Genomic DNA, 24,713 nt, shown 5'->3' on the forward strand with positions numbered 1-24,713 from the left:
GCAGAAACCAACAATAAAAAGCGATGAGTTGTGACACAGACCCGAAGGCCCCGCATTCAGGTTGTACTGGTGCTTGTGTATTTCCTGGCAGTCATGTGCCAGGTTGCGGAAGCTGCGACTCTCACCAACGCCCGGTTCATGCTCCTTCCTGCTGGCACAGAGCTTTCTCCCTTCGAAGCCGCAGCGTCAGACAACTGGCAACCCCTTGAAACCCATCGCCCGAACTTTGGCTACACTCAAAAGGTTGCCTGGCTTCGTCTTGATGTTCCTGCCGCCAGTCAGACAGATCTGCTGGAGATCGCCTACTCCCAGCTCGATCACATCAGCTTCTACCTGCTAAAGGATGGCGAGCTTGTTGATACCTTCGTTACCGGGGATCTCTATCCGTTCGCCCAGCGCCCCGTGCTCAACCGCCATTTCCTGTTTCCATTCACACCCGCTAAAAACAGTGACCAGCAAATTCTTCTGGAGGTCCATACAAAAGGAAGCCTCCAGATGCCCCTGGCTTTGTGGGATACACAAGAGTTTTTTGAGCACGCATCCATTGAAGAGCAGTTACATGCTGTTTATTACGGCATATTGATCAGCGTGATCTTTTTCAACCTGTTTGTCTTTTTTGCCCTGCGCGAACCTGTTTATCTGCTTTATGTACTCTCCACCTCTGGTTATCTGCTGCTAACCAGCAACCTCAATGGCACTGCCTTCCAGCTGTTCTGGCCTGACAGCCCCGGAGTGCAGAACTTTGCCATGCTTTTGACTGTGCCCCTGGCGTCAATGTTCACACTGCTTTTCTCGCGCTCTTTCCTTAAACTCAAAGAGACCGGACCTGTCCTGAACCAGGCAGTACTCGGGCTGGTCATACTTAATGCCCTGGTGGTCGTCATGGCCGGCTTTATTGAGTACACCATAGCGATACGCATCGCCGTGGCCCTGGCGATCCCCAGTACGCTACTGCTCACAGCCATTGGCCCTATTCAGTTAATGAAAGGGGCGCCTCAGGCCGGCTATTACACGGTGGCCTGGGGCGCGCTCACCCTTGGCAGCGCCATTATGGCTGCCAACAAGTACGGACTGCTCCCCAGCAACTTCATTACCACCTATGGCCTGGAGCTTGGCTCCGCATTTGAAACCCTTCTGCTTACCCTGGCGCTGGCGGTACGCATTTACCATGAGCGCCAGGAAAAACTGACTTCCCGCGAAGCCGAACTGGCAGCAATGGCGGCCAGCCGCTCAGCTGAGCTCAAATTGATTGAGAGCGCCCTGCACAATCCACTCACCGGGCTTCCCAATCGCACCCGCTTTGAAATTCAGGTCAATGACCTGATTCGCCAGGCGCCGGAAAGGCGGTACGGCGTTGTTCTGATTCACCTGAATAACCTGAGTTCCGTAACCAAAACTCTGGGGCATCAGAGCAGTGACGCCATACTTGAAAAAGCAGCCGGCCACCTGAATAGAATTGCGAAAGGGCTCCCTGGCATTATCTCTTTGGAGCGCTCGGAAAGGGGCAGTGTTTTTGTGGCCTCCCTGGATACAGAAACCTTTGCCTGCTTTGTTAATGCCAGTATTGCAGAAAGCGCTAACCGATCGGTTGCGCGCTCCATGGAGGACGTCCGGCGTCCGATTGACTTTCTTGGTATGAAGGTACCTCTGAACGCCCGTCTGGGGGTTGCAATCGCGCCACTTCACGGGTCAGAAGCCACCGCCCTGATCCGTAAAGCTGCGATAGCAGAGGGATCCAGACGGGCCCGGGAGCGGGGCCTTGCCTATTACGACCCATCTGTAGACTCTTACAGCGCCGACCGGCTGACCATGGTCTCTGAGCTGCAGCAGGCTCTGGCGAATAATGAACTCAGGCTCTACCTGCAGCCGAAACTGGATTGCAGAACCGGAAGGGTTTCTGGCCTGGAAACTCTTATTCGCTGGCCCGGCAGAAGCAAACCTGTGGGTGCAGACAAAATCATTCTATTGGCGGAACAGACCGGGCTGATCAAACCGCTGACTCGCTGGGTATTGCGCCAGTCAGTATTAATACGTGAGCGCCTGTGCGCCGAGAGACACACCGTTCAGCTCTCGGTAAACATTTCCCCCAACAACCTTCGGGAACCGGACTTTCCGGCGTTTGTGGGCCAGTTGATGAGCGATAACCCACGACACAAGGGCGCTATCATCTTTGAAATCACCGAAACATCGATGATGCAGGATCCGGCCAATGCCCTGACAGCCGTTAACTCATTAGCCAGCGCCGGTATCCCGGTGTCTATTGATGACTTCGGGTCCGGGTATTCATCACTGTCCTATATCAAGCAGCTGCCCGCCAGTGAGATCAAGATTGACCGCTCACTCATTACCGATATTGCCACACGGGAAGAAGACAGGGTTATTGTTCAGACCACCATCAATATGTGTCACAGCCTTGGTTACCGCGTCGTGGCTGAAGGGGTGGAAGATACAGCCACAGAACAGCTGCTAATGAGCATGGGGTGCGACATGATTCAGGGTTACCTGCTAAGCCCGCCCCTGCCCATCGAAGAGGCTCTAGTCTGGCTGGATGATCGACAGGAACCCGGCACCTTTCCGGGCCCCGGGTGATCATTCACTGCGATCAGCGCTGACGGATCAGTGCTTCCTGTGTTGTCGAAGCCACCAACGTGCCTTGCTGATTGAAAAAATTGCCCCGGTTAAAGCCGCGCCCGGCAGACGCACTCGGGCTATCCTTGTCATACAGCAGCCACTCTTCCATACGGAAATCCCGGTGAAACCAGATCGCATGATCAAGACTTGCGATCTGCATCCCCTTGTTCATGAAAGACACACCGTGGGGGTTGAGGGAAGTTCCCAAAAAGGAAAAATCCGATGCATAGGTCAGCAGACAGCGGTGCAGAACCGGATCATCGGGCAAGGGGCCCAGTGCTCGTACCCAGCTCTGTTTATGAGGTGGACGTTTTTCGGGTTTCAGAGGGTTAACAGGGTTTACCGGCCGGATTTCAATCGGGCGATCGCGAGTCATGATCTCACCCAGTTTCTCGGGCACGTGCGGCGCTACCAGCTTGCCCCAATCCTGCTCGGAACGAAGTGAAGCAGGGTCGGGTGCGTCGGGCATAGCCGCCTGATGCTCAAAACCGTCTTCGAGGGCATGAAACGACATGATGGCGGTCAGGATTTCCTTTCCATCCTGACAGGCACTGACCCGGCGAACGGCGAAACTGCGCCCGTCGCGCACACGCTGAACTTCGTAATCGATCGGCATGTGCTGGTTGCCCGGACGCAGAAAGTAGGCATGCATGGAATGGCAGAGGCGGTTCTCGACTGTATGGCTGGCGGCCATCAACGCCTGCCCGAGAACCTGCCCTCCAAACACGTGTGGAAACCCAAGGTCCTGGCTATCGCCCCGAAAATGGTCATCACCAATGGGAGCCAGATACAGCAGTTCCACCAGTCTTTTTGTAATTTCAAGCATGCCTGCTCCAGTCAGTTCGTTTTATCGTTAGCTGCGTAATCATACCCATCACGAGCCCATTGACCAATACTGATGTGATTCCCCCTCCCTTCTGCCTGCCCTCTTCGGTATAATCGCCGGTTTTACGACAGGACCGACCGTTATGACCGATACCGTCGCCGAAATGAATCAGGTTATGGCTGAGGCAGACTGCCTGATTGATGAGCAACAGGTACAGACTGCCATCCAGGACATGGCCGACGACATCACCGGCCGCCTAAAAGACAGCAACCCCCTGCTGTTTTGCGTGATGAACGGCGGACTGATTTTTACTGGCCAGTTACTGCCCCGGCTCAAGTTTCCGGTACAGGCCGAGTACCTCCATGCAACCCGTTACCGGCAGGAGACCACCGGTGGCATACTGGAATGGAAGCTTCAGCCCACCGCAGAAATGAAAGGTCGCACGGTATTGATCATCGACGATATTCTTGACGAGGGCACCACGTTATGTGCCATCGCTGACTATTGCAGGTCCCAGGGTGCAAAAGAAGTGCTGACGGCTGTTTTGGTGGACAAACAACACGACCGCAAGGCTCACCCGAACCTGAAAGCAGACTTTACCGGGTTACACGTGGAAGACCGCTTTCTATTCGGTTATGGCATGGACTACAAAGGTTACTGGCGCAACGCTCCCGGAATCTATGCTGTCAAAGGCCTCTGATATCGCTACCCGCTCAACATCCCGCAACCAGACTATTCCGCCGGCGCGCTGGTACCGGTCTCTTGCTGCCGCCGGGCTACACAACCCCGATGTCCATGGCTCGGCGCGCTACTGGCTGCAGGTGCAAGGCTCCTTTACCCGGGCACTGCAGAAACACTGTACAACGTCGTTCCATGTAGAAGTACAGCGGGAGGGGTTTGCGGCGCCCGCTCCCGAAGAAGCCAGGCGCCTCCGGATTCCGGCCCGGCAACGCGCCTGGATTCGCGAAGTGCGTCTTTGCGGAGACGGCGAGCCCTGGGTGCTTGCGCGCACCGTTATTCCCCTCACCTGCCTCAAAGGTGAAGGCAGACGGCTTTTACATCTGGGTAACAAACCGCTGGGAGCTTTTCTGTTCAGTAGCCGGAATTGGCAGCGCGGGCCGATTGAAACCGGTCTTTGCATCACCGGGAATCCTGCCCCGGGGAACTCAGCCAGACCCGCCATTGCGCGGCGCTCCCTGTTTAACAACACACACAGCGCACTGCTGGTGGGTGAGTACCTGCTCCCGGCGCTCTTCCGCCAGGGCTGACAGACACGTACAACCACGCCGGCTTTTAACCCGACCTGTCCACTGGCTATAATCCCTGCACATTCATGCCCCAGCCCCTGAAACGGATGCACCCATGCTGCCTGATGCTGTGCCAGAACATATACGGACCCGACTCACCGATTACGCACAACTGCTGCGAATCAACCGCCCTATTGGCACTCTGCTGCTGCTCTGGCCCACCTACTGGGCACTCTGGCTTGCCGGAGATGGCAGTCCGGGCATCGGCAATATTATCGTCTTCACTCTGGGGGTGTTCTTCATGCGCGCCGCCGGTTGTGCGATCAACGACTTTGCCGACCGGGAGTGGGACAGGCATGTCAAACGCACCAAAGACCGGCCGCTGACCACAGGCCGGGTGCAAGCCTGGGAGGCGGTGGCACTGTTTGTCGGTCTGTGTGTCATCTCGTTTCTGATGGTGGTTCTTTTTACCAACACACTGACTCTTTACCTCTCCTTTGGCGGTGCCCTGCTGGCCTTTATCTATCCTTTCTCCAAGCGCTTCACCCACCTGCCCCAGCTGTTCCTTGGCGCCGCTTTTTCCTGGGCGATCCCCATGGCCTGGGCTGCCGAAGCCGGAGAGCTCAGCCAGATCACCTGGCTGCTGTTCACCGCCAACGTACTATGGACCATCGCTTACGACACGCTTTATGCCATGGTTGACCGTGACGACGACCTCAAGATCGGCATCAAATCCACCGCAATCCTCTTCGGGGATGCCGACCGGGCGATCATTGGCATACTCCAGGCCATGGTGGTGCTGATTCTGTTTATAGTGGGCCTTCGCTCGGAGCTGGGCGCATTCTATTACCTGGGGCTGGTAATAATGGCCGGCCTCTTTGTCTATCACCAATACCTGGCCAGAGAACGCGACCGGGATGGCTGCTTCAAAGCCTTCCTGAACAATAACTGGGCGGGGTTTGTTGTTTTTGCGGGCCTGGTTATCGACCTGATAATCCTGTGAGAAGACAGTAAAAGCACAGAGTGACAGGTGCACAATGGGCGGGACTGTCACACAGCTGTAACACTTAGGCGTTGTAATAGCTCAGTAATACATCATGGTCTGAAACAGGTTATAGAATATGTCCGGGAAAACCGTGCTGATTGTCGATGACGAGCCTGCCATCCGCGAGATGATCACTGTTGCGCTGGAAATGGCGGATTATATCTGCATCGAGGCCGCCGACGCCCGAGAGGCTCACGCCCTGATTGTCGACAGACAGCCCGACATTATATTGCTGGACTGGATGTTACCAGGTACCAGCGGCATAGAGCTTGCGAGGCGCCTGAAGAAGGAAGAAACCACGGCAGAAATCCCCATTATCATGCTCACTGCCAAGGTTGAAGAAGACAACAAAATCCGTGGCCTGGAAGTGGGCGCAGACGACTACATCACCAAACCTTTCAGCCCGAGAGAGCTGATTGCACGCCTGAAAGCCGTGCTTCGCCGGGCCACACCGCCGGGCATCGATGTGCCCATCGAGGTTGACGGGCTGACGCTGGACCCCTCAAGCCACCGTGTCACGGTAAACGACAGCGCCCTGAACATAGGCCCTACGGAGTACCGTCTGCTGCAGTTTTTCATGACGCATCAGGAGCGTGTGTATACCCGTTCCCAGCTTCTGGATCAGGTGTGGGGCGGTAATGTGTACGTAGAAGAGCGCACCGTTGATGTGCACATCCGGCGACTACGAAAAGCCCTGGGGGAGCGCCATGACTATCTGATTCAGACTGTAAGAGGCGCCGGCTACAGGTTCTCTGACCGGCCCGCCTGACAGTCCTGCACTGCACACCCCCAACGAACAATTCAAGGTTAACGTTCCATGCAACAGATCTGGTCGCGACACCTGCGTTACACTCTTGCCGGCCTCACAGGCTCGACTCTGGCTGGCCTGTATCTTGGGTACCCGGTTTACGGGTTTACCGCCGGCCTGTTTTTTTATCTGGTATGGACACTTCATCAAACCCGCCGTCTGACACAGTGGCTGGCCGACCCGGAGGCCGCTGGTTCCCCCCCGCAAAGCCTTGGCATCTGGGGTGATGTGTTCGAGAAATTGCACAAGCTCAACCAGAGCTACCGACAGACCCGGAGTCAACTGCGGGCACGAATCGGCCGTATCCAGGAATCGACCAACGCCATGCACGATGGCGTTATTCTGACCGATGCGCAAGGCGCCATGGAATGGTGGAATGATTCCGCCGAGCAGTTGCTGGGATTTCGCCGTAACACAGATCAGGGCCAGTATATTTATAACCTCATCCGCACCCCTGCGTTCAAAATCTATTTTGACACCCGAAAATACCATGAACCTCTGGAGCTGTATTCGCCCGCAAAACCTCATATCCGGTTACAGGTACAAATCAGCCTGTTTGCAGACGACGATCGCCTCATCGTTGCCAAGGATGTCACGCGCCTGCATCAGCTGGAGCAGATGCGCCAGGATTTCGTAAGCAATGTTTCCCATGAAATGCGGACACCGCTCACCGTAATCAGTGGCTACCTGGAAACCCTGGTGGATAATGCCGACGACCTGCCCGCCAAATGGCGCCGTGCCATCAACACTATGGCCTCCCAGGCTTTTCGCATGGAGTCACTGGTAACCGACCTTATCCTTCTCTCCCGGATCGAAACCGGTGAGCAGGCTGTGAGTGACGCACCAACGGATGTTAACCGGCTGCTTCAGCAAATCTGTCAGGATGCGCGAACACTCAGCGGCGAAAGCCACCATGAAATCACCTTCGATGCGGCCGGCCGTTACCTGTTGAATGGCGATGAGAACCAGCTTCGCAGCGCATTCTCCAACCTGATTTTCAACGCCGTCAAGTATACTCCCGACCGGGGACACATAACCGTTTCCTGGATCACCGACAGTAACGGTGCGAGCCTCTCGGTTAAAGATACCGGGGCCGGGATTGATCAGGTTCATATCCCCAGACTGACCGAGCGGTTCTATCGCGCCGACCCCAGCCGGCATAAAGATACCGGAGGAACAGGGCTGGGCCTGGCAATCGTCAAACATGTCTTGATTAACCATGACGGAAGCCTGGAAATTCTCAGCCAGCCCGGCAAAGGCAGCGAGTTCCTCTGCCATTTCCCGCCGGAGCGACTGGCCGTAGAGGCAACACGTTAAAGATCTTTCATGACCCTTAACCTCGTATGCGTTTCACCGAAGTAAAAAAACGCTACCATAGGCCGCATACTGCCCACACCTTTTACTCTGACTGAGGTTCCGCGTGCTGACCAAGCTGACAAAGATTCTGCCCGCCCGGCATATGGCATGCCGTCTCTCTGTTGCCGCTGTGCTGGCCCTGCTCGCCTTACCCGCTGTCGCGGAGAGCGAAGCCCCCATCCAGGCACCTGATGGCTTTGAAGAGTGCAAACTACAGCTTCAGGAAAAAGCCATTGCTGCCGGTGTAACCGCTCAGACAGCACAAGAAGTGATGACCGCGGCCCAGTACACACACAGGGTCATTGAACTGGATCGGCGGCAGCCGGAATTCACCACAACGTTTGCCGACTACCTCAACCGCCGGGTTAACGACCAAAGAGTCAGCAAGGGCCGTGAACTGATCAAAGAACACAGTGCGCTGCTGGATCGGGTGACCGAGGCAACCGGCGTGCCGGCGCCCTATCTTGTCGCTTTCTGGGGGCTGGAAACCAACTTTGGCAGCTATTTCGGAAAAATGTCGGTGCCGGACTCACTGACCACCCTGGCCTGCGATGCCCGCCGCAGCCGTTTCTTTACCGCTCAGCTGATTGCTGCACTGCGTATTATTGATGAAGGCGCCATTCCGGCCGAACAGATGGAAGGATCCTGGGCCGGCGCTATGGGCCACGTTCAGTTTATGCCCACCGTGTTTCTGAAGCATGCCGTGGACGCTGATGGTGATGGTCGTCGGGACCTGTGGAACAGCCTGCCAGATGCCATGATGTCTGCCGGCCGTTTTCTTGAGTCCATGGACTGGGACGGTGACTACCGTTGGGGCCGGGAAGTGCTGCTGCCGGATAATTTTGACTACGCCCTTGCCGATGGCCGGCGCCTTGAATTAAGCGAATGGCGCAGCCTGGGCATTACCGATGCCTTCGGCAAACCTCTGGCCCGGGAAGACATCAAAGCCGCACTGGTTATTCCGGCAGGCCACCGCGGCCCGGCCTTTCTGGCCTACCACAACTTCAAAGTCATCATGGGCTGGAACCGCTCGGAGTTTTACGCGATAGCTGTCGGCCACCTGGCTGACCGGATCGCCGGTGCTGGCACCCTCCAGAATCCACCACCCACGGATGCCCCTGCGCTCTCACGGGATGCTATTCTTGAACTGCAGAACACCCTCAATGAGCGCGACCACGATGCCGGTAAACCAGATGGCATTCTCGGACCTGCAACCCGCTCTGCAATACGAAAGTATCAGCGCAGCGAAGGCATGACCGCCGATGGCTACCCGGGGCAGGAATTGCTGGAAAGACTTAACATTGCGACAGAGTAAATTGTGTCAGATTTGTTTACATACCAAGAATACGAGATGCCTTACTGAACTGTAATCAAAGGATTTTTAAAAGCTGGCACGGAACTGGCTTTAGGTAGCTACGGACGACACAAAAGGCTTGTGTCACTTCACTACCAGAGTCAGGGAAAATACTATGAAGATGTTAGCAAAAGGATCCTTTGGTGCGCTGTTGTTCACAGCTGCGATGGGGGCTGCGGCCTTCCCGGTTAATGTAACGTCAATTACCGGGAAATTTGAGAATACCGCTGGAGGGGCTATTGACGGCGCTGGAACAAGCGTTATCTCCTGGGGCGATGGCACTCAGAGCAGTTACGGGTTTACCGGCGCCTCGCCGTTGCCAGTTATCAATGACGATTCAGATTTTGTGCTGGGCCAACTGGTTCATACTAACAACCAGGTCACCGGGGATGTACTAACCTCTACTGACCTGTCGGTTACGCTTGGCTTTGCAGCTGCAGGGGATACAGCCGCAGGAGATGGCATGTTTACGTTCAGCCATGATGAAACCCCGGATACCGCTTGCACAGGCCCGGTATTTCTTGGCTGGTGCTTCGGCTCCCGCACAGGAGACGTTGACGATACAATTATGCAGACAAACGCAACCGTCACGAGCTCAGACTTTATTCTTGGGGGCTTTGAGTACTCCCTGGAATTGCTCGGCCTGAGCGCAGATGGAAGCACGCCTGAAAATACCACGCAGGACTATAACCTCTGGGCCAAGCTTAATGCCACCGCCGTCCCGGTTTCCGTCCCCGAGCCAGGCACCCTGGCGCTGCTCGGACTGGGCCTTGCCGGCCTCGGCATGGCACGTCGCCGCAAAGCCGCTTAACGGGCTCCGCTGCTGACAGGAGCTCCATAGTCTTGTGGTGCACATAGTACAAAGCTGACACCTCGCGCCTGCCCCAGGCCCGGGGTGTCAGCTTTTTAAACACCCGCTTTTTTCCACAGACCCTTCTTCCCGTGAACTGAACCTCCATTGCGCGCATAATACCCGGCACCATTATCTACTTTTACGGAATTCATGGACTCAATCACTCAGGCTGCTCTTGGCGCCTCAATTGCCGGCCTTGTGGCAGGCAAAACCCTCGGCCGACCCGTTCTGCTCACCGGCGCTCTGCTGGCCACACTTCCTGATCTTGATGTACTGATTGATTATGGAACAGCGGTGGCAAACTTTACCCAGCACCGGGGCTTCAGCCATTCGCTGTTTGTTCTTGCGCCTGTGTCGGTGCTGCTGGCCGCTTTGCTCTGGCGCTGGAAGCCAGAGCCAGGGTTTTCACGCTGGCTGTTACTGACGGCTCTGGTGTTAATGACACACCCGCTTCTGGACACGTTTACCACTTACGGTACACAGCTTTTCTGGCCGATGGGGCCGCCCCTTGCGATCAGCAGCATCTTTATTATCGACCCTTTATACACACTCCCGCTATTGGCAGGCTGCATCGCTTTTTTAATACGCCCTCCGGCATTGCCTGCCATAGCGGCCGGTCTCATTCTGTCTACTGTCTATCTCGGTTGGTCGTATGTGGCTCAACAGGTCATTACTGAGCGTGTACAACCAGCTCTGGCGGAGGCAGGCTTCGCTGACGCCGAACTGCTGGTTCAGCCCATGCCGTTCAATACAGTCTTGTGGCGCGCCACAGCCATCACGAATCAGCAACGGGTCGAGATCGTGACCGGTTTTCTGGATGGCGATACCCCGTTAACCCTGGAATACTTTCCCCGGCAGCCTGAACTGGCAGAGGTCGTTTCACAGCTCCCCGAAACCCGTCGCCTGGAATGGTTTACCAAAGGCTTTCTCAACTACAAAGCAAACAATGGTGACATCACCGCAACCGATGTTCGGCTGGGCATTCCCGGCACGCACCCCTTTACCTTCATTCTGGCCAGTGAGCGGGATGGCATACTCACGCCGGGCAACGGCGAGCGTGCGCCTCGCCCCACTATGAATACCGGCGCATTACCTTTACTTTGGGCCCGCACCACCGGCGCTGTTCCGGTACTGTGCCTTGCCAATCTTACAACGCCAGCCACCGGACAGGAGTGTTAAAACCATGCGACTTGATCAGTTTATTTCCACAAGTTCACCGCTTTCCCGAAAAGAAGCCAGACGCGCCATACATGCGGGCAGGGCCGAAGTGAATGGTGAGGTCTGGAAAGATGTGGGGAAACATATCCCCACTGGCGCAACGGTACTATTGGACGGAGCACAGCTAACCATACAGGGCGACCGCTATCTCATGCTGAACAAGCCTGCTGGCGTTGTGAGCGCAACCCGAGACAGTGACCATCCGACGGCTCTGGATCTTCTCCCGGCGGAGCTGACCCGGGATCTGCACATTGCGGGACGACTGGATGCTGATACCACTGGTTTACTGTTACTGACAACCGATGGAAAGTGGTCTCACCGAGTCACCTCTCCCAGAGTAGACTGCCCGAAAACCTACCGGGTAAGCCTGAGTGCGCCTATTGCAACCTCAGCCATCAGGGAACTGGAAACCGGTATTCTGCTGCGCAACGACCCAAAGCCCACAAAATCTGCGCAGGTGAGGGTTCTGGATTCTCAGTTGATTGAGCTGACACTGTCAGAAGGGCGCTATCACCAGGTCAAGCGCATGCTGGCAGCGGTAGGTAATCATGTGGAAGCGCTGCACCGGCAGAGCATAGGTGCGATATCCCTCGACCCGGCACTGGAACCGGGGGGCTATCGGGAGCTGACAGAGCAGGAAATCGCATCCATTGGCTGAACTCAGGTACGCTCGAAGCGCTGGGCCTTCAGGTTTTTACGCACTGCGCCGGCCTCGAACACTTCTCCGTTCATGGCAATATAGACACCGGGCGGTAACAACTGAAGCGCGGCCCAGGCGAACCCCAGATTGAATACCGCATCGCTGCGTCGCATACGTGCCGGCTGCATGGCGCCTGTCAGCACAATGGTTTTCCCGTTTACCGACGACAATGCCTGAGCAGTGTCTGCCATGGTGTCCGTGCCGTGGGTAATCAGTATTCGACTGGCATCACAGGCTGCGACTGCTGCATGAACCGTCGCACGATCCTCGTCGGTCATTTCCAGACTGTCTTTACGCAATAATCCCTGCAGGTTGTAGCCTTTATGGATATTCGATTCAGCCAGCAGTTCCGGTACCAGCGACTCACCGATTTCAAACTCGCTGTTGGCGTCGAAATACACCTTGTCGATGGTACCGCCGGTGGTGAAAATCTGGATCATGAAGCTCAGGTCCTGTTTAAGTATGCCTTGCTGATTTCCAAAGGTTTTATTTCAGAGCCGCTGTGGTGTTGTGTACCGCAGAGTTGTAGGCGGCGTTTTTTTCCTGTGCGTATTGCCGTGCGGCTTTCGCCACCTGCCCACTGGCACCTGTATCCAGCCAGCGTTTGATACGACCGGCATCGCCCAGGGGCGAGCGTGTGCCCAAAGAGTCCAGAAGAACCGTGACCACCTTCTCGCCATTCATGCGGGATATCATAACCAGACACCGTCCGGCTTCAGAAAGGTAACCGGTTTTGCTCAGCCCCACACCCCAGCTGTCCCGGTGCACCAGAGGGTTGGTATTACCAAACGACAGGCTATAGCGGGGCTTACGGAAATTGCCACGGAAATAGCCCGTTGTGGAGTATTCCCGAATCTCCGGGTGGTCTGCGGCGGCGTTCACCAGCTTTACCAGATCCCCCGCGGTTGCGACATTCTCCGCTGACAGCCCGGTGGGATCGACAAAACGGGAACCGGTCATGCCCAGCTCCCGGGCTTTAACGTTCATGGCCTTGATAAACGCCTCAAACCCGCCGGGATGACTGCGGGCCAGCGTATAGGCAGCAAAGTTCTCAGAGGACATCAGCGCGATACGCAGTATATCGGCCCGACGCATGGTTGAGCCGATCCGAATGCGGGTGTAGGCATTAGCGGCAGCTGCCGTATGGCGCTCTTTGAACACCACCCATTCGTCGAGCGGGGCACCGGATTCAAGCACCACCAGCGCCGTCATCACTTTGGTAATTGATGCAATCGGTACCGCCCGGTCTGCGTTCTGGCCAAACACCAGCTCATTACTGCCAGCCATCGCCACAGCTGCGTTGACCGAGGCCAGATTGGGGCCTTCCTGTTGTGCACTTACCGTGAACGGCAGGCATAACAACAGCCACACCACGACCCACATTCGGTTTGCTTCCGGCATTTTTACGCTCTGTCTCTCTGCTATGACATCAGGGTTGGTCGGTCACTGCGCCGGCGGACGCAGAGCTGACGGTGCGGGCGTATTTTGCCAGCACTCCACGCGTGAAGCGCGGTTCGGGAGCAACCCAGGCCTGGCGCCGGCGCTCCAGCTCGGCTGCAGACACATCCAGCTCTATACTGTTCGCCACCGCATCGATGGTAATGGTATCGCCATCTTCAACCAGCGCAATAGGGCCACCCTCAGCCGCCTCCGGCGTCATGTGTCCAACGACAAAGCCGTGACTACCACCGGAGAAGCGGCCGTCGGTGATCAGGGCCACATCATTGCCCAGCCCCTTACCCATTATTGCCGAGGTAGGAGTCAGCATCTCCCGCATGCCCGGGCCTCCTTTCGGCCCTTCGTAACGTATGACCAGCACATCACCGGCGACGACTGTTCCATCAAGAATTCGCTCCTGAGCTTCCTCTTCGGAGTGGAACACCCGGGCGCGACCGGTGAAGTGTGTCCCCTCCTTACCGGTGATCTTGGCAACTGCGCCATCCGGGGAAAGGTTACCGTACAGAATGCGCAAATGACTGTCCGCTTTTACCGGATTGTCGAACGCACGAATGATGTCCTGGGCCTCTGGGTAAGGCTCAACCGAGGCCAGGTTTTCAGCCAGCGTTTTTCCGGTAACCGTCAGGCAGTCGCCATGAAGCAGCTCCCGCTCCAGCAACATTTTCATCAGCGGTTGAATGCCGCCGATCGCCACCAGCTCCGACATCATATAATGCCCGCTCGGACGCAGGTCTGCCAGCACTGGCACCCGCTTACCAATCTCGACAAAGTCCTCCAGACTCAGATCCACCCCGACCGTGCTGGCCATCGCCAGAAGGTGCAGAACCGCGTTGGTTGAGCCACCAAGCGCAATAACAACCGTGATCGCGTTTTCAAAGGCCTCCCGGGTCATGATATCCGAAGGCTTGATGTCTTTTTCCAGCAACTCAAGAACCGCTGCGCCGGCGGCGCGGCAATCATCGTTTTTATTGCGTGACACGGCATTCTGGGCCGAACTTCCAGGCAGGCTCATGCCCATGGCTTCAATCGCTGATGCCATGGTATTGGCGGTATACATACCACCACAGGAGCCGGGGCCGGGAATGGCCGTTTCCTCAATCTGTTTCACTTCAATCAGGTCCAGATCACCCCGGGCGTGGGCGCCGACGGCCTCGAAAACGGACACAATATCCGTGTGATTCTCACCAGGCATGATCGTACCGCCATAAACAAACACAGACGGCCGGTTCAGACGCGCCATACCCATCATGCAGCCAGGCATGTTCTTGTCACAGCCACCAATGGCAACCAGCCCGTCAAACCCTTCACAGCCGGCGACCGTTTCTATCGAGTCCGCGATGACTTCCCGGGAAACCAGGGAATATTTCATCCCCAGCGTGCCGTTTGCGATACCGTCGGAGACGGTAATCGTATTAAAGATAAGTGACTTGCCCCCGGCGGAGTCTGCACCTTCTGACGACGCTTCGGCCAGTTCATGGATGTGCATGTTGCAAGGCGTCAGGTTACTCCAGGTAGAGGCAATGCCAATCTGGGGCTTACGAAAATCATCGTCGGTAAACCCAACAGCCCTGAGCATGGCCCGGCTGGCCGATTTACCCACCCCATCCACAACCGGAGCAGAATATTTACGGCGCTTATCATCGGTCATCAGACACTCCTTAAAAAACATTCACAAACAATAGTTGTTATCAAAAACTCACCGGACTGACCTGTATCAACTGCTATGTTACAGGTATCTCGTACACTTGTTGTACAATAATCAGGCCGTGGAGGCACCCTATGTCAGCATCCGTCAAGCCATCAGCGGCTTGCCCCGAGTACGAAAACTGGCGCCGCGGTTATGGCGTCATCCAGCATACGGATATCACCTGCGAGCGAGTCCGGACCCTGGCCTCACAGTTGGTTTCCGAAGGTCACCAGCCTGATACTGCAACAGTCTATCGCAAGCTCGCGGACCTTGACCGACTGACAAGTGCCGGCATGTGGCTGGTCGTGCACATGACCTATGCGAACCGTGTCGATACGTCCGGCGCCCCTCTGGCCGCGAAAGACTTCAAGTGTACGCCAGAAGGTCATACAGGTGGTGCACTGAATATGATTCCTGCTTATGCAGCCTATCTTGCTCTCAACAATCTCACGGGCAAAACCCGAAGCTGGCTGATGGGCCAGGGGCACTGCGTGGCGGCCATTGATGCGCTGAATGTGCTGACTGACAACCTTCTCCCGGAACAACAGGCACGCTACACCGGCACGGATGGCCTGTCACGGATGGTAGCGGATTTTTACAGCTACCGACAAAACCCGGACGGCAGCACGGCAGCACCGCTGGGCAGTCATGTTAACCCATACACAGCAGGCGGTATTATGGAGGGGGGTTATCTGGGCTTTGCCGAGCTGCAGTATGCTCACATGCCCCTGCCCGGAGAATCCCTGGTTGCATTCCTCTCCGACGGCGCCGCTGAAGAACAGAGAGGCAGTGACTGGATTCCCCGCTGGTGGCGTGCAGACGATTGTGGCCTGGTAATGCCTGTAATGATAGCCAACGGCCGGCGGATTGAGCAGCGTACAGAACTTGGCACCCGCGAAGGCCTGGAAAGGTTTGAAGCCCGTCTTGCAGCTCAGGGCTTTGATCCATTCCGGTTTGACGGGCGTGACCCGGCCGCCTTTGTATGCGCTCTGTGGAAAATGGAAACCCTGTTACAGTCCCGCAGCGAGCGTGCTCTGCAAGGCGAACTGGGCTATCCGCTAAGCATTCCCTATGGCATTGCCGAAACGAAAAAAGGCTTCGGATTCTATGGCGCAGGCCAGAATGCGGCGCATAACCTGCCGCTGCCAGGCAACCCGCGTATGGATATCCGGGCCCGTACCTTGTTTCAGGAGCACGCATCCCGGTTATGGGTCGCGCCCGACGAGCTATCAGACAGTGTTCTGCGACTGCAGGAACACCGGGAACAGGACAGACCCCTGGAGCGCGACCACCCACTGGCAACGCGTAACCCGCCCGGGCTTGTCCTGCCTGCGATTCCTGCCTGCCATGAGCAGACGTCACCCATGCGTGCGGTAGACGACTTCTTTCGGGCCCTGGTGGCACATAACCCGGAGGTTCGTGCGCGCGTCGGCAACCCTGACGAGCTTGCCAGCAATCGCCTGACAGGCGTTCTGGAGGACCTCAAACACCGCGTGAACGATCCCGAAAACGCGTCCGAATCTGTACACGGTAAAATCATTACTGTACTGAATGAGGAGGCTGTTGTTTCCGCCTGTCTGGCGAATAAGGCGGGGATCAACCTGGTTGCCAGCTACGAAGCCTTTTGTGTAAAGATGCTGGGAGCGATCCGTCAGGAGCTGATCTTTGCACGCCACCAGAAAGCCGTTGGCCGCCCTGCCCGCTGGCTGGGTCTGCCAGTCGTGGCCACCTCACATACCTGGGAAAATGGCAAGAACGAGCAATCCCATCAGGACACCACCTTCTGTGAAAGCCTTTTAGGCGAAATGAGTGATGTCTCCCGGGTTATCTTCCCGGCAGATTACAACAGTACGCTCGCCATCCTTCCCTCTGCTTTCACAGAACGTGGAACCATCAGTTGTATGGTCATTCCCAAGCGAGAGCGCCCGTGTGTATTTGATACCCGTGAAGCCGAAGCGCTGGCCAGGCAGGGTGCACTGGTCGTTGACGAGGACACGTCCGGAGGTGAGCCCATACTGCTGATTGCCAATGGCGCCTATCAGCTTTCCGAAGCAATACGTGCCTGCGAACGCCTGCGGGATACAGGAACCGCCTTCCGCCTGGTTTATCTGCAGGAGCCCGGGCGCTTCCGTGCTGCCAGAGATCCACTGGAAGCCGAAAGCTGCGTTACCGAGTTTGAGCGGGAAAAACTGTTCCCGCAACGGCTGCACAGACGGGTTGCGCTCACTCACATGCGTCCTGAGGTTTTTCGTGGGCACATGCACACGCTTTTCCCGGATCCCGGCCACAGCGAGGTGCTGGGCTATACCAATCAGGGAGGCACACTGAATGAAGCCGGGATGCTGTTTGCCAACCGCTGCTCATGGGGCCACACACTGGCAGCCTGTGCCAGTGTTCTCAACAAACCGCCCGGAGAGTGGCTGTCCAGTGCAGAACTGGCAGCTGTAGAAGGCCGGGGGGACCCGGCGCTGATTACCCGTGGACTGCCCTGATATCAGGGCTGACGCGGGTCAGTTTCCGCCACCCAGGGCTGAGTGGACCGACTATCACGAAAAGCCAGTAGGCTTTCGACGCCGGTAAAGTCCACAACATTGCGGAAATCCAGCCAGTCAACCAGACAGTACAAACAGATTGCGGGGTAGTTCCACTGCTCAAACTGCCCTGCGTCTACCTGGGCCGCAAGAGTGCGCAGGGTGGTCATGATCCGTTCACGCTGCAGATCGAAAAAAAACACTCCGGACGCATCTGTGTCCAGTCCGGAACGTCCGGCAAGCAACAGAATAACAGCCGAGTCATTGGCGCCATCAATCAGGGTAAGCTGGTTTTGCTGATCCCAGGTAAGCGGGTCCAGGCCCTGCATGGCGCTGACGTAGCGGGCAATGATCCGTGAGTCGTAGATCTCCTGGCCATCGCTTTCCAGTACAGGTATTTTCAGCGCCGGGTTATTGCGCCTGATTTCGTCGCGGTCTTTACCGTAAATATCGAGGTTAATGAACTCGTAACGCTCCTCGTCCAGCAAGATGCGGATGCGTCGCACATAAGGCGACGTAGTTGATCCAATCAGCTTCATACATTCTCCGGTAGTAACCCAACCATGCCATTGTCCGGCCAGAATTTATCACACCCAAACCCGATGCAGAAAATGCGGGGCTTATAACGCAAAAAAGGCAGCCGAAGCTGCCTTTTGGCAATTATTGCTCTATCCAGATGGGATCAGAGAGCAACAACGTTTTCCGCCTGAGGACCTTTCTGGCCCTGGGTAACGGTAAACTCAACCTGCTGGCCTTCTGCCAGGGTTTTGAAACCGCTGCCCTGAATAGCGCTGTAGTGAACAAAAACGTCCGGGCCGCCTTCACGAGTGATAAAGCCAAAACCTTTCGCTTCGTTGAAGAACTTAACAGTACCGGTAGTAGTAGACATACTTAAACTTCCTGAAATCAATCATATTATCTGCCGCCATCCGCTGAATGCGACTGGTCGGCGTTTTTACGGAAATACAGAACTCGCGGAATCAAAAACAGGACGGTCACTACTAACTGCGGAGTACGTCTTATTCATGAAATGCTTTGCTGAATCTTTCCTACGCAATCCACTGTACTCCTGAATCACGTGCTTGCCAAGTAGATTTGAAACAAATTGTGTAGGTAGTGTTACCAATCAGCCTTTCATTAGACTAAAGGTGTACAGGCCCAGCGCTGTCATGAGAACAGAACCCGCGACATGCACCGCAACCCCGGTCATGGCAACCGCCCATTTACCGCCCTGAATGGCCGCCAGCACCTCCACAGAGAACGTGGAGAATGTCGTCAAGGCACCACACAGCCCGGTAATGACGAACAGGCGCCACTCAGGCGCCAGTGTGCTGCTGTGGCTGAAATAGCCGAGCAACAGGCCGACGAGCCAGCCACCACTGAGGTTGGCTGCCAGGGTGCCCAGTGGAATCACATGATGGCTGGCATTTAGCCATAGCCCCAGGAGCCAGCGCAGGTTGGCGCCGACCACGGCGCCGGCGCTGACAGCAAGAAACGACATCCACATCGCAGGGACCCTGACCAATCAGGCAGGGTTATGATCAATCACAGTGTCTTGATTACGCGCAAATGCATCGAATGGAAAGTCATCTACAGAGAGCATTTCCAGAACCACTGCTTCGTACTTCCGCATGAATTCAGCCTCATCTTCGGTAAAGATTCCAGCCTCCAGAGCCGCCTCAAACCGCTCTTCCGGATGTAGCGCAGTCATCGGCAACTCGCCTTTCGCATAGGCTTTGGTTGCTTTGCGATAAAGCTGCTCTGCCTTGTCGTAATCTTTCAGTAGTTCATTGTAACGAGCCACCGGGTTCTCCACCGCCCCGGCACCCTCTGTTGTCCAGGTGCTGGCAAGCAGTTTATGGCGAATGGGCGTATCCGTTGAGACAAATCGCGCCAGACGGCGCGTAAGGCCGTCCTGCGGGTTGCCCCAGCGCCGGCCCAGCGGCAGTGTCACAGCCCGCAGGATCAATGCCACGCCACGGTTCGGCAGGTTCTGCAAAAAGGCATCCAATGCTTCTTCGGTACGGTGCAGCAACAAGCCGAGGCTGTACTGCATAACCTCTTTTTCGCCCTCTACGGGCTGAGTTTCATGCCAGTTTTTCAGCACCATGGAGGCAAGGTAAAGGTTGGACAACATGTCACCAAGTCGCGCGGAGATCAGTTCCCGCATTTTCAGTTCGCTGCCAAGGGTAGTCATGGCGGCGTCCGAGCACAGCCCGAAAGCGGCACTGAAGCGCGCAACAGCCTCGGCGTACTTACGGCTGGCACTGTCAAAGGGCACGTCTGCCCGGCCAAGGCTGAGGGCCTGGGTAAAGGCCCGCGCCATATTGCCGAAAATCAGGCCGGCGTGACCAAAGAACGCCTCATCAAACGCATGGATGTCGTCATTGTCTTTGGCGGCCAACTCTTTAAGTACATAAGGATGGCAGCGAATCGCACCCTGGCCGAATATCATCAGGCTGCGCGTCATGATGTTGGCACCCTCGACCGTAATCGACACAGCTGCGCCACTATATCCGATGCCGAGATAGTTCCGGGGACCCAGAGTGACGGTTTTACCCCCATGCACATCCATGGCGTCCGTAAGGATGCCACGCTGAAATTCAGTCAGATGATATTTGAGGATCGCCGACGGTACCGCAGGGCTTTCGCCTTTATCGATCATGTTGGCGGTGTGATTAACCGCAGCCTGCGATATATAGGTTTTGGCGGCAATACGGGCCAGTGGCTCCTGCACGCCTTCCATGTCCGCAACCGGGGTATTGAACTGACGGCGGATGCGGGTGAAACCGCCAGCCGTGCCTACAGAGTAGGCAGCGGCACCGGCCGCACCGGAAGGCAGTGTAATACAGCGACCAACCGACAGGCACTCAACCAGCATGCGCCAGCCCTGACCGGCCATGTCGGGCCCACCAATAATATAATCCAGCGGGATGAACACATCCTTGCCGACAATCGGACCATTCAGGAACGGGCTGCCGATGGGGCAGTGGCGGCGACCAATTTCCATGCCTTCAGTATCCCGGGGGATCAGTGCACAGGTAATGCCATAGTCTTTGGTTTCACCCAGAAGGCCATCCGGATCGAACATACGAAAAGCCAGACCAACCACGGTGGCAATCGGGGCCAGAGTGATCCAGCGCTTTTCAAAGTTGAGTTTTATTCCGACAACTTCTTTACCGTCCACTTCCTGTTTGCACACGGTGCCCACATCCGGCAGCGAGGTGGCATCCGAGCCTGCGCGAGGCCCGGTCAGGCCAAAGCAGGGAATTTCCCGGCCATCGGCCAGACGTGGCAAATAATGATCTTTTTGCTCTTCCGTGCCGTACTTGACCAGCAGCTCACCCGGACCGAGCGAGTTGGGCACCCCGACAGTGACCATGAGCGTTTCATTAGCAGCAATCTTTTGCAGAACTGCGGTCTGTGCCTTGGCAGAAAACCCGAGCCCACCGTATTCCCTGGGTATGATCATGCCGAAGAACTTCTCTTTCTTGAGGAAATCCCACAGTTCTTCTGGAAGATCTGCCCGCTCTACTGCGATGTCCCAGGCATCACACATGGAGATTGCCTGCACACACTGGTTATCCACAAAAGCCTGCTCTTCTTCGCTCAGCCCTGTGTGGCGGTTGATCAGCAGGTTATGCCAGTCTGGCCGGCCAGTGAACAGTTCTCCGTCCCAACCGACGGTCCCCGCATCCAGTGCCACCTGCTCTGTTTCCGACACTTTGGGTGCCACTTTCTTGAACATGGCAAAAATGCGAGGTGTCAACCAGCCCCGACGAAACCCGGGCAGACCGGCTGCGGCTGTCGCCGCTGCACCGACAAAGAGAATCAGGGCCAGCCACCCTGAGGCAAAAAACAGGGACAATACACCCACCACCAGCATGACACTGATGGCGGCCTTGGCACCGGATTCACGCCGCATGACAAACAACAAGCCTGCAAGCGCCACTAGAAACAGAATAAAAGTCATCATAGGGTCTCTCTGTCATCCATGGATAAAGTCACTATTTATTACGTTTACGGTATCCTATCAGTCCATTCCTGACCAGCAGATACCGCAATACTCAAAGCCACGGGCCATCAGCACACTCTGGTTACGCGGTGACGATCACCCGAATACCCTCAAGGGCCAGGCTGGCCTGCCCGATGGCTTTACGCGCAGCCTCCAGCTGGGTACGGAAATACTCGATTTCCTCTTCCCTGATCGCAGGATTTACTTTCTTCAGAGCCTCCAGCCGGCGAATCTCTGGTACAAAGCGTGCTTCAAGCTGTGCCAGCGCCTTTTCTTTCAGCGGTTCCAGATGCGGTTCCGACAGCCGCTCTGCATGGTCCACCATGGTTTCCACCTGCGGACGGATTTGCGGCACCACTGCCTGGGCCGTGCGCCGACGGATGTTAGAGCACAACTCGTTCAGGCGGTCATGGGGAAGCGCTGCAGAAAGCTCTTTGCCATTGACATCTACCAGCAGCCGCAGAGGGGAAACCGGCAGATAACGGTTCAGCTGCAAGGCTTCAGGTGCCGGGCAATGTACGGTAAACACGGCTTCCATCAGCAAGGTGCCGGCCGGCAACGCCTTCACCGACAGGCTCGCCAGGGCCGCCTTGCCCAGACCGGAGCTGGTGACTGAGTCCATAACACTGGTCACCATAGGGTGCTCCCAGCTTATGAATGCTATATCTTCACGCACCAGCGCGTGCTGTCGATCCCAGGTTACAGTGACTCCCTCCTCTGGGAGTTCGGCAACATGGCCGGCCTGATAGCGCTCACCCGGGCGCAGAATGTCCGCCTGCTCAGAGTGGTCGTCAACATCCACACCAAGAATGTCAAAGGCCTCCATCATATAGTCCCGCACCCGGGCAGAGCCTTCTTCTTCCTCTATACCGGCTATCAGTGTTTCAGCTACATCCTGGCGACAGGAATTAAGCTCAATCAGAGCATCACGGCCCTTCTGCAAGAGCGCCTTCAGGCGGGCAGTTTCAGCAGATGAATCGGCAATCAGGCTGTCCAGCACAGACATGTCGCCCTCAAGTGCTTGCTGCCATGTCTCGCCGACCCTTTCCTGAACAGCCACGCCTACGGCGCAACTTCTGGAAAATGCATTCAGCCCCTCATGGAACCAGCGGAACTGAACCTCCTGGGAAGTGTTGGCAAGATAAGGTATGTGGATATCAATGGTTTCAGCCTGCCCGATGCGGTCAAGCCGCCCGATACGCTGCTCGAGCAGATCCGGGTTGGCCGGCAGGTCAAACAACACCAGATGGTGGGCAAACTGGAAGTTACGGCCCTCGCTGCCAATTTCAGAACAGATCAGCGCCTGAGCACCCTGTTCATCGTCGGCAAAGTAGGCAGCTGCCCGATCGCGCTCCATAAGGCTGAGATGCTCATGAAAGGCCGCGCTGCGAATGCCGGCACGAAGCTGAAGGTAGTGCTCCAGCGCCATAGCCGTTTCCGCCATGGCACAGATCACCACCACCTTTTCCGGGCGCAGTGCCACCAGCTGCTTTTCCAGCCAGGCGACTCTGGGATCATCAGCCAGCCACTGCTCTTCCGGCACTGACAGCTCCGGGGTCAGTCCGGGGTAGCCAAATGCCTGTTCCTGATACATAGCCGGGCGTTCCAGAGAAACCGGGGTAACCCGGCGCTCAGGGAAACCCTGAATTGCCGCTCGGGTATTACGGAACAGCACCCGTCCGGTACCATGGCGATCAAGCAGTGCATCAATCACAGACTGACGGGGAGAGTCACTTTCCAGTAACGGTTCCAGCTCATCGCCCAGCCAGGCTTTGAGCGCGGCACGATCCTCTTCCTGAATGTCCACCCCTTCATCCTGCAGTCGCTGCACAACACGATTAATAGCTTCGTACTGCTGCTCATCCGCCTGGAATGCCTGTAAATCGTGGAAACGTGCCGGATCCAGCAGACGCAACCGTGCAAAATGGCTGGCCATGCCCACCTGCTCCGGGGTTGCAGTGAGCAGCAACAGGCCTTCACTGATTGCCGAAAGCTCTTCCACCAGCTGGTACTCAGGGCTGACAGCCTCCGGACTCCACGCCAGGTGATGGGCTTCATCCACAATGGTCAGATCCCAGTCAGCCTTCAGTACATCTTTCTGTGCTTGTGAGCTATTCATCAGAAAATCAAGACTGCACAACACCAGCTGTTCGGTTTCGAACGGGTTCACCGCATCGTCATCCCCGAAGATGTGGTTTACCAGCGCATCAACATCATCCTCTGACTCTTTCAGAGCATCGTAGCGGCCCTGATCAACAATAGAGAAGCGCAGGTTGAAGCGCCTCAGCATTTCTACCAGCCACTGATGAACCAATGAGTCAGGCACCACGATCAACGCCCGGCGGGCCCGGCCGGTCTGCAGCTGATAATGCAGAATCAGGCCTGCCTCAATGGTCTTGCCAAGGCCCACCTCATCGGCCAGGAGCACCCGCGGTGCATGGCGCCTGGCAACTTCACTGGCAATATAAATCTGATGCGGCAGGTGCTGGGTGCGCGTACCAATCAGCCCTTTCACAGGTGAGGCGCGTAAGCGGTCCAGGTGCTGCAAGGTTGCAAAACGCAGACGAAACGCCCCGTTGCGATCAAACTGACCGGCAAACAGGCGCTGGTGCGGTGCCGAAAAATTAACCGAGCCGGCGAGCTTTACTTCGGATATCTGTTCAATATCCACCTCCGACGGCTCACCCTCCCCGGCCAGAATTTCTGCGTGGTACATCAGCACGCCACCCAGATCCTCAACGGCCCGCACCTCATACCGGGTACCATCAAAGGTCTCGATTTCCTCACCAATCTGATAGACGATGCGCGAGAGCGGGGCGTTATCAACTGCGTAAGTACGCTCCTCGTCCGCTGCCGGGAACCCTAATGTAATCCGGCGCCCGGAAATATCTGTAACTATTCCAAGCCCCAGCGCAGTATCACTGTGACTGACCCAGCGCTGGCCAATGGCAAAATCCGATGCGTCCAAAAAACCTCCAGACTCG

General features: G+C 56.3%; 20 protein-coding genes. 11 read left to right on the plus strand and 9 right to left on the minus strand.

What is annotated here, in order from left to right; translation table 11 throughout:
* Positions 1-30 precede the first annotated feature (30 nt).
* Entirely contained in the window at positions 31-2,589 is a 2,559-nt protein-coding gene (locus FFI95_RS01855; protein ID WP_246069330.1) for an EAL domain-containing protein, read from the plus strand.
* A gap of 13 nt (positions 2,590-2,602) precedes the next feature.
* On the opposite strand, the gene FFI95_RS01860 is transcribed toward FFI95_RS01855, so the two are convergent.
* Complete coding sequence (locus tag FFI95_RS01860) at positions 2,603-3,457, minus strand: acyl-CoA thioesterase (protein ID WP_144820646.1); 855 nt, start codon at positions 3,455-3,457, stop codon at positions 2,603-2,605.
* 142 nt (positions 3,458-3,599) lie between these two features.
* On the opposite strand from FFI95_RS01860, the gene FFI95_RS01865 reads away from it, so the two are divergent.
* From FFI95_RS01865 to FFI95_RS01905, 9 genes are all read left to right on the plus strand, one after another.
* Positions 3,600-4,157 (plus strand): hypoxanthine-guanine phosphoribosyltransferase, encoded by a 558-nt coding sequence (locus tag FFI95_RS01865; protein WP_144820647.1) that lies wholly within the window; start codon positions 3,600-3,602, stop codon positions 4,155-4,157.
* Complete coding sequence (locus FFI95_RS01870; protein WP_144820648.1) at positions 4,138-4,725, plus strand: chorismate--pyruvate lyase family protein; 588 nt, start codon at positions 4,138-4,140, stop codon at positions 4,723-4,725. Before FFI95_RS01865 ends, FFI95_RS01870 begins: the two co-directional genes overlap by 20 nt.
* A 94-nt stretch (positions 4,726-4,819) precedes the next feature.
* Positions 4,820-5,707 carry a 4-hydroxybenzoate octaprenyltransferase gene (gene ubiA / locus FFI95_RS01875; RefSeq protein ID WP_144820649.1) on the plus strand — a complete coding sequence of 296 codons (888 nt, stop codon included), beginning with the start codon at positions 4,820-4,822 and terminating at the stop codon, positions 5,705-5,707.
* Positions 5,708-5,825: 118 nt separating this feature from the next.
* Positions 5,826-6,518, plus strand: coding sequence for a phosphate regulon transcriptional regulator PhoB (phoB, locus tag FFI95_RS01880; RefSeq protein WP_144820650.1), 693 nt, complete (start codon positions 5,826-5,828; stop codon positions 6,516-6,518).
* A 48-nt stretch (positions 6,519-6,566) separates the two neighbouring features.
* Positions 6,567-7,874, plus strand: coding sequence for a phosphate regulon sensor histidine kinase PhoR (gene phoR / locus FFI95_RS01885; RefSeq protein ID WP_144820651.1), 1,308 nt, complete (start codon positions 6,567-6,569; stop codon positions 7,872-7,874).
* A gap of 103 nt (positions 7,875-7,977) precedes the next feature.
* The gene (locus tag FFI95_RS01890; RefSeq protein ID WP_425463049.1) at positions 7,978-9,228 is read left to right on the plus strand and encodes a lytic murein transglycosylase; all 1,251 of its coding nucleotides are present in this window, start codon (positions 7,978-7,980) and stop codon (positions 9,226-9,228) included.
* A 154-nt stretch (positions 9,229-9,382) separates the two neighbouring features.
* Positions 9,383-10,078 (plus strand): THxN family PEP-CTERM protein, encoded by a 696-nt coding sequence (locus FFI95_RS15350; RefSeq protein WP_178974495.1) that lies wholly within the window; start codon positions 9,383-9,385, stop codon positions 10,076-10,078.
* Between the two features lie 192 nt (positions 10,079-10,270).
* Positions 10,271-11,299, plus strand: coding sequence for a metal-dependent hydrolase (locus FFI95_RS01900; protein ID WP_144820652.1), 1,029 nt, complete (start codon positions 10,271-10,273; stop codon positions 11,297-11,299).
* 4 nt (positions 11,300-11,303) lie between these two features.
* Positions 11,304-11,996 (plus strand): pseudouridine synthase, encoded by a 693-nt coding sequence (locus tag FFI95_RS01905; RefSeq protein ID WP_144820653.1) that lies wholly within the window; start codon positions 11,304-11,306, stop codon positions 11,994-11,996.
* Positions 11,997-11,998: 2 nt separating this feature from the next.
* On the opposite strand, the gene FFI95_RS01910 is transcribed toward FFI95_RS01905, so the two are convergent.
* The 3 genes from FFI95_RS01910 to ilvD are packed head-to-tail and all read right to left on the minus strand — an operon-like array spanning position 11,999 to position 15,144.
* Complete coding sequence (locus FFI95_RS01910) at positions 11,999-12,478, minus strand: asparaginase domain-containing protein (RefSeq protein WP_144820654.1); 480 nt, start codon at positions 12,476-12,478, stop codon at positions 11,999-12,001.
* A 46-nt stretch (positions 12,479-12,524) separates the two neighbouring features.
* Positions 12,525-13,439: a D-alanyl-D-alanine endopeptidase gene (pbpG, locus tag FFI95_RS01915; RefSeq protein ID WP_144820655.1), complete on the minus strand. Its 915-nt coding sequence runs from the start codon at positions 13,437-13,439 to the stop codon at positions 12,525-12,527.
* A 28-nt stretch (positions 13,440-13,467) separates the two neighbouring features.
* Positions 13,468-15,144 (minus strand): dihydroxy-acid dehydratase, encoded by a 1,677-nt coding sequence (gene ilvD, locus FFI95_RS01920; RefSeq protein WP_144820656.1) that lies wholly within the window; start codon positions 15,142-15,144, stop codon positions 13,468-13,470.
* Between the two features lie 131 nt (positions 15,145-15,275).
* Between ilvD and FFI95_RS01925 the strand changes: the two genes are divergently transcribed.
* Positions 15,276-17,675 (plus strand): phosphoketolase family protein, encoded by a 2,400-nt coding sequence (locus tag FFI95_RS01925; RefSeq protein ID WP_144820657.1) that lies wholly within the window; start codon positions 15,276-15,278, stop codon positions 17,673-17,675.
* A 2-nt stretch (positions 17,676-17,677) separates the two neighbouring features.
* Here FFI95_RS01925 and FFI95_RS01930 read toward each other — a convergent pair whose 3' ends face one another.
* The 5 genes from FFI95_RS01930 to rapA form a co-directional block, all read right to left on the minus strand.
* Positions 17,678-18,253, minus strand: a complete 576-nt coding sequence (locus FFI95_RS01930; RefSeq protein WP_144820658.1) for a glutathione S-transferase N-terminal domain-containing protein — start codon at positions 18,251-18,253, stop codon at positions 17,678-17,680.
* Positions 18,254-18,396: 143 nt separating this feature from the next.
* On the minus strand, positions 18,397-18,603 hold the full coding sequence (locus FFI95_RS01935; RefSeq protein WP_008172950.1) for a cold-shock protein: 207 nt from the start codon (positions 18,601-18,603) through the stop codon (positions 18,397-18,399).
* Between the two features lie 237 nt (positions 18,604-18,840).
* Positions 18,841-19,221 carry a fluoride efflux transporter CrcB gene (crcB, locus tag FFI95_RS01940; protein WP_144820659.1) on the minus strand — a complete coding sequence of 127 codons (381 nt, stop codon included), beginning with the start codon at positions 19,219-19,221 and terminating at the stop codon, positions 18,841-18,843.
* An 18-nt stretch (positions 19,222-19,239) separates the two neighbouring features.
* A complete protein-coding gene (locus FFI95_RS01945) occupies positions 19,240-21,690 on the minus strand; it encodes an acyl-CoA dehydrogenase (RefSeq protein ID WP_144820660.1) in 2,451 nt (816 codons plus the stop codon).
* A gap of 121 nt (positions 21,691-21,811) precedes the next feature.
* Positions 21,812-24,697, minus strand: a complete 2,886-nt coding sequence (rapA, locus tag FFI95_RS01950) for an RNA polymerase-associated protein RapA (protein ID WP_144820661.1) — start codon at positions 24,695-24,697, stop codon at positions 21,812-21,814.
* Positions 24,698-24,713 lie beyond the last annotated feature (16 nt).

It is taken from the genome of Marinobacter piscis (genome assembly GCF_007671655.1).
GTDB lineage: Bacteria > Pseudomonadota > Gammaproteobacteria > Pseudomonadales > Oleiphilaceae > Marinobacter > Marinobacter piscensis.